The following is a 13129-nucleotide window of genomic DNA, read 5'->3' as shown; positions in this document are numbered from 1 at the left end:
CTTAGTCCTTCTCGCCAAGCGGCGCACTGTTCTTGTCTGACGTCGGTTCGATTGGCCGACCGTCGGGCGACGCGGGCATCAGAATCCGGAATGTGGTCTTTCGGGCCTGGCTGTCGCATTCGACAATGCCGCCATGACCGCCGACGATCTTGGCGACCAGCGCCAGGCCAAGACCGGACCCGTTGGTTTTGGTGGTGACGAACGGATCGAACAGATGCGGCAGCAGATCGGCTGGCACGCCGGGCCCATTATCCTGCACGCAGAATTCCAGTGGCAGCGAAACCTTGTCGCGGCTACCAGCGACGGAGAGCTTGATGCCGGGACGATAAGCTGTGGTCAGCACGATTTCGCCGTCGGGGTTGTCTCCGACAGCCTCAGCGGCATTCTTGACCAGGTTAAGGAACACCTGCACCAGTTGATCGCGGTTGGCGTAGACCGGCGGCAGCGAGGGGTCATACAATTCGGTAAAGCGGATATTCCGGCCAAAACCGGCCTTGGCCAGCGCCTTGACGCGATCGAGCACCGAATGGATGTTGACCGGCGTGCGGTCGACCGGTCGCTCGTCGGAAAAGATCTCCATCCGGTCGACCAGCGAGACAATGCGATCGGTTTCATCGCGAATCAGTCGCGCCAGCGAGCGGTCTTCCTCACCTACGGTCATTTCCAACAGTTGCGCCGCCCCGCGAATGCCCGACAACGGGTTCTTGATTTCATGGGCCAGCATTGAGGCGAGCCCGGTTACCGAGCGGGCAGCGGCACGGTGGGTCAACTGCCGGTCGATCTTGTCGGCCATTGAGCGTTCTTGAAAGAAAACAACGACATTGCCGGGCACACCGGCAACAGGGGCGACATAGAGATCGACCAGCTTGTCATTGCCAAGCCGCGGCGAACTCAGATCAACCCGGTATTCGTTGACGGCGGCGCGGCGCGCGCGGACCTGCTCGATCAGTTCAAGCAGCGGACTGCCAAACGGAATGAAGGTTTCGAGCCTGTGCCGGGCGAGATGCGTGGCGCTTGCTGCGAAGAAGGCTTCGGCCTCCCAGTTGGCAAAACACACCAGTCCTGCCGCATCCACCATGATCACCGGGTGCTGGATCGTGTTGAGCACCATGCTGGCGATGTCGGGGGCGCTATCGGGCGCGGCCTGATCCCCCGGGAAACCACTCATGCTGCCGTCTCCAGATCTGTGGCGCCAGCGCCCGCTTCAAGGGCTTCGAAAAACAATGGCAACACCTCGGCGGCACTTCGCGAGGACATCATCGCGCTTTTCAATTTCGCGGGTGCCGATGGCGCGAGGGTGTCGAGATACCAGCCAATATGCTTGCGGGCATGACGGACACCGACGTCTTCGCCGTAATGGTCGATCATCATCGTGTAATGCTCCAGGGCGATGGCGTTGCGTTCCGGGCCCGGTTTCGGGGCGTGGGTCGATCCGGCCAGAATGCCGCAAATCCAGGGCTGGCCACGCGAGGCGCGCCCGATCATCACCGCATCGGCGCCCGAGCGACGCAGGCATTCGTCGATATCGGCCCGCGAATTGACATCGCCATTGGCGACCAGCGGCACCCTGACCGCATCGCGGATGCTGGCGATCGCGTCCCAGTCAGCCACGCCCTCGTAAAATTGCATGCGGGTGCGCCCGTGAATGGTGATCATCTGAACGCCGGCTGCTTCGGCCCGTGCGGCGATTGCTGGCGCATTGAGGTTTTCATGGTCCCAGCCGAGCCGCATTTTCAGCGTCACCGGCACCGACACGGCGTTGACCGTGGCCTCGATCAGGCTGAGCGCGTGATCGGGATCGCGCATCAGCGCCGACCCGGAATAACCACCGGTGACCTTCTTGGCCGGACAGCCCATGTTGATGTCGATCATCGCCGCGCCTTCGGCCTCGGCAATGCGCGCAGCTTCCGCCATCCAGTCGGCTTCGCGCCCGGCGAGTTGCACCACGTGCGGGTCAATTCCGTCACCGCGCAGCCGGACCCGTGATTCGCGCCGCTCAGTGACCAGTTCGCGGCTTGCCACCATTTCGGTAATGACCAGGCCTGCGCCATAGCGCCATGCCAGTTGCCGAAACGGTAAATCGGAAATACCCGATAGCGGTGCCAGGAATACCCGGTTCCGTGCTGTCACCGGCCCAATCGTCAAAGGCAGGTCAATTCTGTCGCTGCTGATTTGCATGTGTTTCAGGCATCTCTCTTTGCTGCTTCTTTTTTAGACATGCATGATGACATTGCCAAGGCGAAATCGCTGTGCCACCAAGAAAAATTCAAAAGAGCTTTTTCTCGCTGCCAGAGCCCCTACACCCGCAGCAACAATGCCAAATGGGAAATCGCACCGTGAATGACAACAGCAAGTTTGCGCTGGTGATCGTTGCCGCCGGCCGCGGCGAACGCGCCGGATCACCGTCGGACGGGCCGAAACAATACCGAAGGATTGGCGGCAAGCCGGTGATCGTCTGGACGTTGTCGCGCTTTCTGACACATCCGGGTTGCAGCGACATCGTCGTGGTCATTCATCCCGACGATGAAGCTCTGTATGCCGACGCTATCGTCGGCCTGTCCCCGGAAAGGCCGATCAAGACCGTGTTCGGCGGCGCCAACCGCCAGGCTTCGGTCCGCGCGGGCCTTGATGCCCTCCGCGACACCCGGCCGGCGTATGTTCTGATCCATGACGCGGTTCGCCCGTTCGTCACACAGGACGTCATTGATCGCGTTCTTTCCGCCCTGGATGCAGGGCATCATGCCGCCCTGCCCGCTGTGGCGGTGGCCGACACGCTCAAGCGTGGCGACGCCGAAGGCAATGTCACCGACACCATCGCCCGGGCCGGATTGTTTGGTGCACAGACACCTCAAGGATTTGATTTCGCTTCAATTAGCGCCGCCCATGCGCGCGCCGTCACCGAAACGGGGGCGGAATTCACAGATGATTGCGCCATTGCCGAATGGGCCGGGTTGACCGTGCGGCTCACGCCGGGCAGTCCGGTCAATGTCAAACTCACCACTGCGGAGGATCTCGCCATGGCTGACGAACGGCTCTCTTCTCAGGCACGACCGGCCGCGGCCCTGCCGGATGTGCGCACCGGCAATGGTTACGATGTGCACAGGCTGGTTGCCGGCACACATGTCACGCTCTGCGGCATCGACATTGCCCATAACCAACGGCTTGACGGCCATTCCGACGCAGACGTGGCGCTGCACGCGCTGACCGACGCGCTGCTGGCCACCTGCGGCGCCGGCGACATCGGCGATCACTTTCCGCCATCCGAGCCCGAGTGGCGGGGCGTTGCTTCGGAGGTCTTTCTCACTCGCGCGGTCGAGATTGTCCGCAGCGCCGGCGGTACAATCATGAACGCCGACGTGTCACTGATTGCCGAAGCCCCGAAGATCGGGCCGCACCGTCAGGTGATGCGCACCAATCTCGCCCGCATCCTCGGCATTTCGCTCGACCGCTGTTCAGTCAAGGCCACCACCAACGAAACCATAGGCTCCATCGGCCGCCGTGAGGGCATCGCCGCGATCGCCACGGCAACCGTGGTATTTGGAGAGCCATCATGAGCGAAGCCGAGACCCTTGCGGACCTGCAGGCCGACTGCCGCGCTCTGGCCGAAGAACTGCTTCAGGCGATGTCGGTTGCGGGCGCAATGGTCGCCACCGCGGAATCCTGTACCGGTGGGCTGATTGCCGGCGCGATCACCGACATAGCCGGATCATCAGCGGTGTTTGACCGTGGTTTCGTGACCTATTCCAACGAAGCCAAGCAGGACATGCTCGGCGTCAGGCCGGCCACACTGGAAGCCTTCGGCGCCGTCTCGGCGCAAACGGCCACCGAGATGGTGCTGGGTGCGCGGCGGCGCTCGCGGGCGGGCTATGCGGTGTCGGTCACCGGCGTAGCCGGACCGGGCGGTGGTACACCGATGAAGCCGGTCGGGCTGGTCTGGATGGGGCTATCGGGGCCCGGGGACCTGACCAGCGTTGTGGAATTGCGCTGGGACCCAAGCTGGAGCCGCGACATGATCCGCGCCGCGACAGTGCGTGCGGCACTTGAAGCACTGATCGGCCGCGCCACCCAGGGCAGTGGAAATCAGACGTCGCCGGCCGCGCCGTAGATCTCGACAGCGCGCTTTTCGAATGCTTCGGCGAACATGCGAAAGGCGCGATCGAACATCGCCCCCATCAGTGCGCCAAGCATCCGGCTCTTGAACTCGTACTCGATATAGAAGCACACTTCGCAACCACCGCCCTCGTGCGGTTCGAAGCGCCAGCGGTTGTCGAGATACTTGAACGGGCCATCGAGGTATTTGACATCGATGGCAAGCTCATCAGGCTTGAGCAGCACCTGACTGGTGAAGGTTTCGCGGATTGCTTTGTAGCCCACCGTCATGTCGGCAATCAGCAAGGTCTTGCCGTCGCGTTCCTTGCGCGAGCGCACAGAGAGCGCCTCACACAGCGGCAGGAACTCAGGATAGCGCTCGACATCGGCAACCAGATCGAACATCTGGCGCGGTGAGTGCGGAACCGGGCGTTTGGTCTCATAAGATGGCATGCAGGCAGTTAATCGGCAGAGCCGAAAATATCAAGGAATTTGGACATCCGGCAATGACTTCAAAGCTCCGGTAGCGGATACCCCTGGAAATTCTGGATTCCGGCATCGCCACCAACACAAACCTCAGGTTTCGTGCACGATTGCGTATTCTAGAAACCGGCTTAATCTGAACAGACCATACCTACCGTACGAGGGGATGAAAGTGGAAGCCGAACATTTGTCGTCGTGTCTGTTCTGCAACATGGCTCAGGGGCACGTCGGGACCGAAGCCATATTCAAGAATGAAAATATTTTGGCCTTTCTTGATATTTGTCCAATCCGCCGCGGCCATGTTCAGATCATACCACTTCAACATTTCGCCTATTTTGAAGATTTGCCGGGCGATCTGGCCGCAGAGATTTTCGCCACTGGTCAGATGGTCGCCCGCGCTCAGAAGCGGATCTACGACGTTGAGCGCGTGGCGTTCCTGTTTTCGGGCGGCGACATCGCCCACGCTCATGCGCATTTGGTGCCGATGGTGGACAAGACTGACATAACCTCGCGCCTCTATATCAAACAGACCGATCTCACATTTGTTTCAGCGCCACGCGCGTCCGCCGAAGAACTGAAGAGCGCCGCCCGCGAACTCAGGAGCGCTCTCAAGTGCGGATGAAAAGGACCGGGCTCCACTCAAGCAAACAGGTCACTAAATCGCAGCCGCAAATTTTTTCGCGCGGTTTTCTCTGAGCCGCGCAAAATCGTCGCCGGCGTGGTGGGACGAGCGGGTCAACGGGCTGGCCGACACCATCAGGAAGCCCTTGGTGTAGGCGATGGTCTCGTAGCTCTTGAACTCGTCTGGTGTAACGAAGCTCATGACTTCGTGGTGCTTGCGGGTCGGCTGCAGATACTGGCCGATGGTGATGAAATCAACGTCAGCAACTCGCAGGTCGTCCATCAGTTGCAGTACTTCGTTGCGAGTCTCGCCGAGCCCCACCATGATGCCCGACTTGGTGAACATCGTCGGGTCGAGTTCCTTGACCTTCTGTAGCAGGCGGATCGAATGGAAATAGCGCGCGCCCGGCCGCACCGTGAGATAGTTGGACGGCACGGTTTCGAGATTGTGGTTGAAGACGTCAGGTTTGGCGGCGACAACGCGCTCCAGCGCGCCGGGCTTGCGCAGGAAGTCAGGTGTCAGGATCTCGATGGTGGTCGATGGTGAGGCCTTGCGGATCGCCCAGATCACCTTTTCGAAATGTTCAGCGCCGCCATCATCGAGATCATCGCGGTCGACCGAGGTGATGACCACATGGGTGAGCCCCATCTGCTTGACGGCGTTGGCGACATTTTCCGGCTCGTTCATGTCGAGCGCATTGGGCTTGCCGGTCGAGACATTGCAGAAGGCGCAGGCGCGGGTGCAGATCTCGCCCATGATCATGAACGAGGCGTGCTTCTTCTCCCAGCATTCGCCGATATTGGGGCAGCCGGCTTCCTCGCAGACGGTCACCAGCTTGTTTTCTTTGACGATGCTGCGGGTCTCCTGGTAGCCCTTCGACGTCGGCGCTTTCACCCGGATCCAGTCCGGTTTGCGCTTGACCTCGGTATCCGGACGGTTCTGCTTTTCCGGATGGCGGATGCGCCTGGCTTCGGGCTTGAAATCAGCGGTGGTGGCGTCGAGAATGGTGACCATTGGGAAGGTCCTTTTTGTTCGCAGCGTTCAGGTGCGCTTGGCACGGCCGAAGACCCAGAGAATCAGAAGGGCGCCAACAATGGCGACCACCAGGTTCCCGGCGAAGCCGTAATAGTTGATGTTGAGCACGCCCGCCAGAGCGCCGCCTACAAATGAACCGGCGATGCCGACCAGCATGTTGGTCAGCAGGCCGTGATCACGGTTCATGGCGCGTTCGGCGACATAGCCGGCAATCAGGCCGATCAGCAGCAGGCCCAGAAAGCCGACGCCGGGCATCGTCATGAATCCCATCTGCTGACTCATCATTTTCTCCGGTCCTGAGTGGCGGCAGCGCGCAGGCTGCGCATGATCAGCATCAAGATAAGGCCGAGCATCAGCCCCATCAATGCCAGCAGCGCCGCAACAGCGACAATTCCGGCAAGGCCTTCGAGCCGGGTGGCGCCGAGTTCGACCGCACCGCGACCGATAATCGCAGCCCAGCCGCCAAGGGCACCAAGCACGGCGCCTCCCAGCATGGACAGGACCACAGGACGCGGCACCAGGGCGCCCATCAGGCGTTCAGTGCACGGTTATAGGCGTCGAGCACGCTTTCCTTGAGCGTCTCCGAAATCGTCGGATGCGGGAAGATGGTGTGCATCAGGTCTTCCTCGGTGGTCTCCAGATTCATCGCCACGACAAAGCCTTGGATCAATTCGGTGACTTCGGCGCCGACCAGATGCGCACCCAAAAGTTCGCCGGTCTTCTTGTCGAAGATGGTCTTGACCATGCCCTGGTCTTCACCGAGTGCAATCGCCTTGCCATTGGCGACAAACGGGAAGCGACCGACGCGGATTTCGCGGCCCTGCTCCTTGGCTTTAGCTTCGGTCAGGCCGACGGAAGCTACCTGCGGATTGCAATAGGTGCAGCCGGGGATCTTGAGCTTGTCCATAGGATGAACATTGGGCAGGCCGGCGATCTTCTCAACGCAAATGACGGCCTCGTGCTCGGCCTTGTGAGCCAGCATCGGCGGACCGGCAACATCGCCGATTGCGTAGAGACCGGGCACGTTGGTCTTGCCGTAGCCGTCAATAACAATGCAGCCGCGATCGGTTTTGACGCCGAGTGCTTCAAGTCCGAGATTTTCGATATTGCCCTGAACGCCGACAGCCGAGATCATCCGGTCAGCGGTGATCTTCTCGACCTTGCCGTCTTTCAGTTCCACATGGGCAGTGATCGAGTCGGCGGCCTTGTCGACCTTGGTGACCTTGGCTTCGAGCAGGATCTTCATGCCCTGCTTGTCGAACTGCTTCTTGGCGAAGGCCGAAATTTCCGCATCCTCGACCGGCATGACGGTTTTCATGACTTCAACCACGGTCACGTCCACACCCATGGTGCGGTAGAACGAGGCGAATTCGATGCCGATCGCGCCGGACCCCATGACCAGCAGCGATTTCGGCATTTTTTCAGGCTTCATCGCATCGAAATAGGTCCAGATCAGCTTGCCATCGGGCTCGATGCCCGGCAAGGCGCGGGGACGCGCGCCGGTAGCAACGATGATGTGCTTGGCGGTGTAGGTGCCCTCACCAAGCGTGTTCTTGGGGATCGGGCCCTGCGGCTCGACGATCTTCTTGGTGGTCTTGGTGACAACGATCTCGCCGGGCTTGCTGAGCTTCGCCTCGCCCCAGATGACATCGACCTTGTTCTTTTTCATCAGGAAGCCGACACCGCCATTCATCCGCTCGGCAATACCGCGCGAACGCTTGACGATGGCTTCGATATCCGGCGTTACCGTGCCTTCAAGCTTGAGACCGTAATTCTTGGCGTGTTCTGCAAGATGTAACACTTCGGCCGAGCGCAATAGCGCCTTGGTCGGGATGCAGCCCCAGTTGGAGCAGATGCCGGCCAAGTGCTCGCGTTCAACCACGGCAATCTTCAGACCGAGTTGGGCGGCGCGGATGGCCGCGATATAGCCGCCGGGGCCGGAACCAATGATGATCACGTCGTAAGTGTTTGACACGCCTCGTCTCCTCTAAAGTCAGGGCGGACGGATCAACATCCGCCCTGCCATCTGCACGGGCGTATCCGAACTATCTCAGTCCGTCAGCATCCCGTAGATTTCGTCCTTGAGCTTCAGCCGTTCCTTGCGCATTTCTTCCATGTGCAAATCGCCGGTTGGCTCGATGTCCGTTTCTGCCCGGTGGATTGCCCGGTTGACCTCGTGATAGGCATCGGAAAGCTTGGCGAAATGGGCATTGCCCTGCTTCAGCTCCTGCATTTTCGCGAGATGTTCGGGAAATTCCTCCGTCAATTCGTGGGGCGTGTTCGACATCCATCATCTCCTGTGTGGGTGTAAGATGGCTTCAGTCTACCCGCCCGCGCTCTGTCTTCTCCTTGACCCTTGTCAATCCGATCGCCGTCTCACCGATTAAATAGCTCTCGGTGTGACGACGTTCTTGTTTTCATTGCCCCAATAACAGCCGAACCACCGGCGCCAGGCCGCGGCCAACGGCGCGGCTGTTGGCAGCATCGAGGTGGACACCGTCAATGGTCGAACATTCGGCCACCGAACCGGCATCGAAAAAACCGGCGCCCGCCTCATCGGCGAGATCGGCGTAGAACGAAGCCAGCATCGCCGACTGCATGATCCCGCCCTCGAACATCGCCGCGAAATCCGGATCGGCGGCCTCGACCAGCGGTGGCGGCGAGACTACGAGGGTCTGCGGCGGCTCCTGCTCGACCGGCCAATTGTGCAGGCGAACTAGATCCAGCAGCCGGCGCACGCCTTTTGACGCGGCATGGGCGGTGGCAGCCAGATGCGGCTTCATATCGTTGGCGCCCAACATGATGATCACCAGATCGAGCGGCGCGTGGGCATGCAATGCGGTGGGCAGCGTGCGCGCGCCGTTGCGGTCGCAATCGCCGGTGTAATCGTCAAACGCGGTGGTGCGGCCATTGAGACCATCGACGACCACATGTACGCCTTCACCCAATGCACTCGCCAAAACCGTCGGCCAGCGGTCCTCAAGCGGGTGCCGCGCCCGGGTTGCCGGATCATATCCCCAGGTCAGGCTGTCGCCATAACAAAGCACGGTTTTCATGCGCGAAACCCGGATCGCGGGGAAAAAGGCAGTTCTGGCCTGTAACCACCAAGCATATTCAGTTCCCCTTGATCAATTGTTCGACCTTTTTCTCCAGTTCACCAATTCTCTCTTCGAAATCGCCGGTCACGAATCTTCCCATCATGGTGTCGGCTGTCAGCGCATTGTTGAAGCTTTTCTGACGGCCATCAATGGTGTCGAGACGCTTGTCCACGCCATCGAAGCGCTTATCAACTTCGTCAAACGCGCGCGTCATCTCAGCGCGTATTTCCTCGAGCATCGGAACAATCATGTCTTTCGGCTCGGTCATGATATCCTCCTTTGGACTATAACTACCCCACGATATGGTGCGCACCCGGTGCAAAGTCATCCATGCGTGCTCAGCGATACCCCATTTTGCGCAGTCCCAGCGCCACGAACAGGAACAGCACGCCGTTGGAGATCAGTTCGATGCCGAGCAACAGGCCGAGGATGGTTGTTGCCGTGGCGGGCAGACCGGCAAGGATCATCACGCCGAGAACGGCCGAAACCAGGCCTGAGACCAGCACCCAGACCCAGCCGCTGGCGGGCCTCAAAGCGAAGCCGAACATGGTCTTGGCGACGCCGGTCATCAACAGCAGCACAGCCACCAGCAAGGTCAGCGAGACGCTGCCTGCGAGCGGATCGGCAACCAGCACAAAACCGACAATGAGCGAAAGCACGCCGAGCCCGAGCGACCAGATGAAACCCGGCCAATCGCGCACACGAAAGGCGTGAACCACCTGGATCACGCCCTGCATCAGGAAGATCCAACCCGCCAGCACAACAGCAAGAATGGTGGCGCCAAACGGATTGATCAGCGCCATGAAGCCGCCGATGATGCAGATGACGGCGAGCACCGCCATCCAGGTCCAGGTTCTGCCAAACCCCTCGTTCACACCATGATCAGCCATTTGCGCGCGCTCCAGTGTTGATATGCCTACCGGTCCGAATGCGACGCGCGTTCAACCGAACGCGCAACGCTTCTTTCCAGTCCCAGCCGCCATGCATGCCCGTTACCGCCCAAATCAATCCGTTCGGGCGCGCCATGCATCAAACCAGCATTCCCATCGGGCTTTCGATATAGCCCTTGAAGGCGGCCAGCAGTTCGGCGCCGAGCGCGCCGTCGACGGCACGGTGGTCGGTCGACAGCGTCACGCTCATCACCGTGGCGATTGCCAGGGCGTCATCCTTGACCACCGGGCGCTTTTCGCCCGCACCAACGGCCAGAATGGTCGCATGCGGCGGATTGACGACGGCGGCGAAGTCCTTGACGCCCATCATGCCCATGTTCGACACCGCAGTGGTGCCGCCCTGGTATTCCTCGGGCTTGAGCTTCTTGTCCTTGGCGCGCTTGCCCATGTCCTTCATCTCGTTGGAGATGGCCGACAGGGTCTTGGTCTCGGCCGAGCGGATGATCGGGGTGATCAGGCCGCCTGGGATCGAAACAGCAACGCCGACATCGGCGTGCTTGTGCTTGACCATGTTTTCGTCGGTCCAGGAGACATTGGCGTCGGGCACATCGCGCAGTGCGAGCGCTAACGCCTTGATTACCATGTCGTTGACCGAGAGCTTGTAGGCGGGCTTGTCGTCCTTGACGGGGGCTGCCTTGTTGAGTTGCGCGCGCAGGGCCAGCAGCGCATCGAGTTCGCAATCGACGGTGACGTAGAAATGCGGGATCGTCTGCTTGGATTCCTGCAACCGGCGGGCAATGGTTTTGCGCATGCCGTCGTGCTTGACCAGTTCGTAGGAACCTTCGGCAAAATTCTTGAGCACGGCATCGTCGGACATGCCCTTTGGCGCTGTAGCGGGAGCCGCGGCAGTTGCCTGCGGTGCGGCTGCCGCCTGGGCCTTGCCTGTACCCGAAGCGATCGCGGCTTCGACATCCTTCTTGACTACACGACCGTGTGGGCCGGAGCCGGAAATCTGCGCGACATCAACGCCGGCATCCTTGGCGATGCGGCGTGCCAACGGCGAGGAGAACGTCCGCTCGCCAGATGCTGCCACCGGTGCCGGTGGGGCTGCGGGTGCCGCGGGATTGGCGTCGCGGATCGGTTTGTTGTCCGTTGTCGGCGCGGCCGCAGCCTTGGGTGTCTCGGCGGGCGCTTCGGCTGGCTTTGCCGCAGGCGCGTCGCCACCACCCTTGGCAGCGTCCTCGACACTTTCGCCTTCAGCGGCGAGAATGGCGATCACGGCGTTGACCTTGACACCTTCGGTGCCGGCCGGAACCACGAGCTTGGCAACCGTGCCTTCATCAATGGCTTCTACTTCCATGGTCGCCTTGTCGGTCTCGATCTCGCAGAGAACGTCACCAGACGTCACCTTGTCGCCTTCCTTGACCAGCCATTTGGCGAGGTTGCCCTCCTCCATGGTCGGCGACAGGGCGGGCATTGTGATGTTAATGGGCATCTTTCAGTCCTCCCTCAAGCCGTATAGGTGACGGCTTTGACCGCCTCGACGATTTCGCCGACATTTGGTAGCGCCAGCTTTTCGAGATTTGCCGCGTAGGGCATCGGAACATCCTTGCCCGCGATGGTGATGATCGGCGCATCGAGATAATCGAACGCCTGCTGCTGCACGCGCGTGGCGATCTCTGTGCCGACAGAAGATTGCGGATAACCTTCCTCGACGGTGACCAGGCGCCCGGTCTTCTTGACGCTCTCGATCACTGTTGGCAGATCCATCGGCCGGATCGTGCGCAGATCGATCAGTTCGACATCGATGCCGAGCTTGGACAGCTCATCGACCGCCTTGACCGCATAGCTCATGCCGATGCCGAAGGAGACAATGGTGACATCCTTGCCGGTCTTGTGAACCCGCGCCTTGCCGATCGGCAGCACGAAATCATCGAGCTTCGGCACGTCGAATGTCTGGCCGTAAAGGATCTCGTTTTCGAGGAAGATCACCGGATTGGGATCGCGGATGGCAGCCTTCAGCAGCCCCTTGGCGTCGGCTGCCGTATAGGGCATCACCACCTTCAGGCCCGGGACATGGCTGTACCAGGCGGCGTAGCACTGCGAGTGCTGGGCGCCGACGCGGGCGGCAGCGCCGTTGGGTCCGCGGAAGGCGATCGGCGCGCCCATCTGGCCACCGGACATGTACAGCGTCTTGGCGGCGGAGTTGATGATCTGGTCAATCGCCTGCATGGCGAAATTGAATGTCATGAATTCGGCGATCGGACGAAGACCTGACATGGCGGCCCCGACACCGACGCCGGCAAAGCCATGTTCGGTGATTGGCGTATCGACCACCCGGCGGGCGCCGAATTCGGCCAACAACCCCTGGGAGATCTTGTAGGCGCCCTGGTACTCGGCCACTTCCTCGCCCATGAGGAAGACATCTTCATTGGCGCGCATTTCCTCGGCCATGGCGTCACGCAACGCTTCGCGCACGGTGGTCGGCACCATTTCGGTGCCTTCAGGGATCGATGGGTCGGATGCGGCCACATTAGCCACCGGGGCAGCGGCAACAGGCGCTTGAGCGGCAGGTTCCGGCGAAGCTGCGGCTTCCGGCTCGGCAGGCTTGGGCGCAGGGGCCTCAGCCTTTGCTGAACCGATGTCGGAAGTGCTTTCGCCCTCTTCCAGGATCACCGCAATGACGGCATTGACCTTGACGTTTTCGGTACCGGCGGGAACGACGATCTTGCCGAGCACACCCTCATCAATGGCTTCCACTTCCATGGTCGCCTTGTCTGTTTCAATTTCGGCCAGCACATCGCCCGAGGCGACCTTGTCGCCCTCGTTCTTGAGCCATTTCGACAACGTGCCTTCTTCCATGGTCGGGGAAAGCGCGGGCATCAGGATATCAATCGGCATGGTGTTCCCTC

16 protein-coding genes are annotated in these 13129 nt (G+C 60.7%); 3 read left to right on the top strand and 13 right to left on the bottom strand.

Annotation, left to right across the window (positions count from 1 at the left end; translation table 11 throughout):
* Nucleotide 1: 1 nt before the first annotated feature.
* Both OEG84_RS03305 and dusB read right to left on the bottom strand, forming a co-directional pair.
* Nucleotides 2–1168 carry a two-component system sensor histidine kinase NtrB gene (locus tag OEG84_RS03305; RefSeq protein WP_267652416.1) on the bottom strand — a complete coding sequence of 389 codons (1167 nt, stop codon included), beginning with the start codon at nt 1166–1168 and terminating at the stop codon, nt 2–4.
* Nucleotides 1165–2178: a tRNA dihydrouridine synthase DusB gene (gene dusB / locus OEG84_RS03300; protein ID WP_267652415.1), complete on the bottom strand. Its 1014-nt coding sequence runs from the start codon at nt 2176–2178 to the stop codon at nt 1165–1167. The genes OEG84_RS03305 and dusB overlap by 4 nt, the downstream gene beginning before the upstream one ends.
* A gap of 143 nt (nt 2179–2321) precedes the next feature.
* Here dusB and OEG84_RS03295 point away from each other — a divergent pair, with 143 nt between their 5' ends.
* Both OEG84_RS03295 and OEG84_RS03290 read left to right on the top strand, forming a co-directional pair.
* Nucleotides 2322–3554: a bifunctional 2-C-methyl-D-erythritol 4-phosphate cytidylyltransferase/2-C-methyl-D-erythritol 2,4-cyclodiphosphate synthase gene (locus OEG84_RS03295; RefSeq protein ID WP_425602817.1), complete on the top strand. Its 1233-nt coding sequence runs from the start codon at nt 2322–2324 to the stop codon at nt 3552–3554.
* Nucleotides 3551–4105, top strand: coding sequence for a CinA family protein (locus OEG84_RS03290; RefSeq protein WP_267652413.1), 555 nt, complete (start codon nt 3551–3553; stop codon nt 4103–4105). Before OEG84_RS03295 ends, OEG84_RS03290 begins: the two co-directional genes overlap by 4 nt.
* Here the strand turns inward: OEG84_RS03290 and OEG84_RS03285 are convergent.
* The gene (locus tag OEG84_RS03285) at nt 4081–4542 is read right to left on the bottom strand and encodes a type II toxin-antitoxin system RatA family toxin (protein WP_267652412.1); all 462 of its coding nucleotides are present in this window, start codon (nt 4540–4542) and stop codon (nt 4081–4083) included. The genes OEG84_RS03290 and OEG84_RS03285 overlap by 25 nt on opposite strands.
* Nucleotides 4543–4738: 196 nt before the next feature.
* Here OEG84_RS03285 and OEG84_RS03280 point away from each other — a divergent pair, with 196 nt between their 5' ends.
* Nucleotides 4739–5194: an HIT family protein gene (locus OEG84_RS03280; RefSeq protein WP_267652411.1), complete on the top strand. Its 456-nt coding sequence runs from the start codon at nt 4739–4741 to the stop codon at nt 5192–5194.
* A 33-nt stretch (nt 5195–5227) separates the two neighbouring features.
* Here OEG84_RS03280 and lipA read toward each other — a convergent pair whose 3' ends face one another.
* The 10 genes from lipA to OEG84_RS03230 form a co-directional block, all read right to left on the bottom strand.
* The gene (lipA, locus tag OEG84_RS03275) at nt 5228–6208 is read right to left on the bottom strand and encodes a lipoyl synthase (protein WP_267652410.1); all 981 of its coding nucleotides are present in this window, start codon (nt 6206–6208) and stop codon (nt 5228–5230) included.
* Between the two features lie 27 nt (nt 6209–6235).
* Nucleotides 6236–6511 carry a GlsB/YeaQ/YmgE family stress response membrane protein gene (locus OEG84_RS03270; protein WP_425602890.1) on the bottom strand — a complete coding sequence of 92 codons (276 nt, stop codon included), beginning with the start codon at nt 6509–6511 and terminating at the stop codon, nt 6236–6238.
* Nucleotides 6511–6759 (bottom strand): hypothetical protein, encoded by a 249-nt coding sequence (locus tag OEG84_RS03265; RefSeq protein ID WP_267652408.1) that lies wholly within the window; start codon nt 6757–6759, stop codon nt 6511–6513. Before OEG84_RS03265 ends, OEG84_RS03270 begins: the two co-directional genes overlap by 1 nt.
* The gene (gene lpdA / locus OEG84_RS03260) at nt 6759–8204 is read right to left on the bottom strand and encodes a dihydrolipoyl dehydrogenase (RefSeq protein WP_267652407.1); all 1446 of its coding nucleotides are present in this window, start codon (nt 8202–8204) and stop codon (nt 6759–6761) included. Before lpdA ends, OEG84_RS03265 begins: the two co-directional genes overlap by 1 nt.
* A gap of 75 nt (nt 8205–8279) precedes the next feature.
* Nucleotides 8280–8516, bottom strand: a complete 237-nt coding sequence (locus OEG84_RS03255; RefSeq protein ID WP_267652406.1) for an HP1242/YdcH family protein — start codon at nt 8514–8516, stop codon at nt 8280–8282.
* Between the two features lie 130 nt (nt 8517–8646).
* On the bottom strand, nt 8647–9285 hold the full coding sequence (locus OEG84_RS03250) for an SGNH/GDSL hydrolase family protein (protein ID WP_267652405.1): 639 nt from the start codon (nt 9283–9285) through the stop codon (nt 8647–8649).
* 58 nt (nt 9286–9343) lie between these two features.
* Nucleotides 9344–9595, bottom strand: a complete 252-nt coding sequence (locus OEG84_RS03245; RefSeq protein ID WP_267652404.1) for a hypothetical protein — start codon at nt 9593–9595, stop codon at nt 9344–9346.
* Between the two features lie 70 nt (nt 9596–9665).
* Nucleotides 9666–10217 (bottom strand): HdeD family acid-resistance protein, encoded by a 552-nt coding sequence (locus tag OEG84_RS03240; protein WP_267652403.1) that lies wholly within the window; start codon nt 10215–10217, stop codon nt 9666–9668.
* A gap of 139 nt (nt 10218–10356) precedes the next feature.
* Nucleotides 10357–11712: a pyruvate dehydrogenase complex dihydrolipoamide acetyltransferase gene (locus tag OEG84_RS03235; RefSeq protein WP_267652402.1), complete on the bottom strand. Its 1356-nt coding sequence runs from the start codon at nt 11710–11712 to the stop codon at nt 10357–10359.
* 14 nt (nt 11713–11726) lie between these two features.
* On the bottom strand, nt 11727–13118 hold the full coding sequence (locus tag OEG84_RS03230; protein ID WP_267652401.1) for a pyruvate dehydrogenase complex E1 component subunit beta: 1392 nt from the start codon (nt 13116–13118) through the stop codon (nt 11727–11729).
* Nucleotides 13119–13129: the final 11 nt, after the last annotated feature.

It is taken from the genome of Hoeflea algicola (assembly GCF_026619415.1).
In the GTDB taxonomy this organism is placed as follows: Bacteria; Pseudomonadota; Alphaproteobacteria; order Rhizobiales; family Rhizobiaceae; genus Hoeflea; species Hoeflea algicola.
The sequence above is the reverse complement of the archived record's forward strand: the minus strand, read 5'-3'. Positions and strand labels throughout refer to the sequence as shown.

Excerpts from the sequence above, each read along its gene's own strand:
- OEG84_RS03305 (WP_267652416.1), bottom strand. The coding sequence starts at position 1,168 with ATGAGTGGTTTCCCGGGGGATCAGGCCGCGCCCGATAGCGCCCCCGAC.
- dusB (WP_267652415.1), bottom strand. The coding sequence starts at position 2,178 with ATGCAAATCAGCAGCGACAGAATTGACCTGCCTTTGACGATTGGGCCG.
- OEG84_RS03295 (WP_425602817.1), top strand. The coding sequence starts at position 2,322 with ATGGGAAATCGCACCGTGAATGACAACAGCAAGTTTGCGCTGGTGATC.
- OEG84_RS03290 (WP_267652413.1), top strand. The coding sequence starts at position 3,551 with ATGAGCGAAGCCGAGACCCTTGCGGACCTGCAGGCCGACTGCCGCGCT.
- OEG84_RS03285 (WP_267652412.1), bottom strand. The coding sequence starts at position 4,542 with ATGCCATCTTATGAGACCAAACGCCCGGTTCCGCACTCACCGCGCCAG.
- OEG84_RS03280 (WP_267652411.1), top strand. The coding sequence starts at position 4,739 with ATGAAAGTGGAAGCCGAACATTTGTCGTCGTGTCTGTTCTGCAACATG.
- lipA (WP_267652410.1), bottom strand. The coding sequence starts at position 6,208 with ATGGTCACCATTCTCGACGCCACCACCGCTGATTTCAAGCCCGAAGCC.
- OEG84_RS03270 (WP_425602890.1), bottom strand. The coding sequence starts at position 6,511 with ATGAGTCAGCAGATGGGATTCATGACGATGCCCGGCGTCGGCTTTCTG.
- OEG84_RS03265 (WP_267652408.1), bottom strand. The coding sequence starts at position 6,759 with ATGGGCGCCCTGGTGCCGCGTCCTGTGGTCCTGTCCATGCTGGGAGGC.
- OEG84_RS03255 (WP_267652406.1), bottom strand. The coding sequence starts at position 8,516 with ATGTCGAACACGCCCCACGAATTGACGGAGGAATTTCCCGAACATCTC.
- OEG84_RS03250 (WP_267652405.1), bottom strand. The coding sequence starts at position 9,285 with ATGAAAACCGTGCTTTGTTATGGCGACAGCCTGACCTGGGGATATGAT.
- OEG84_RS03245 (WP_267652404.1), bottom strand. The coding sequence starts at position 9,595 with ATGACCGAGCCGAAAGACATGATTGTTCCGATGCTCGAGGAAATACGC.
- OEG84_RS03240 (WP_267652403.1), bottom strand. The coding sequence starts at position 10,217 with ATGGCTGATCATGGTGTGAACGAGGGGTTTGGCAGAACCTGGACCTGG.
- OEG84_RS03235 (WP_267652402.1), bottom strand. The coding sequence starts at position 11,712 with ATGCCCATTAACATCACAATGCCCGCCCTGTCGCCGACCATGGAGGAG.
- OEG84_RS03230 (WP_267652401.1), bottom strand. The coding sequence starts at position 13,118 with ATGCCGATTGATATCCTGATGCCCGCGCTTTCCCCGACCATGGAAGAA.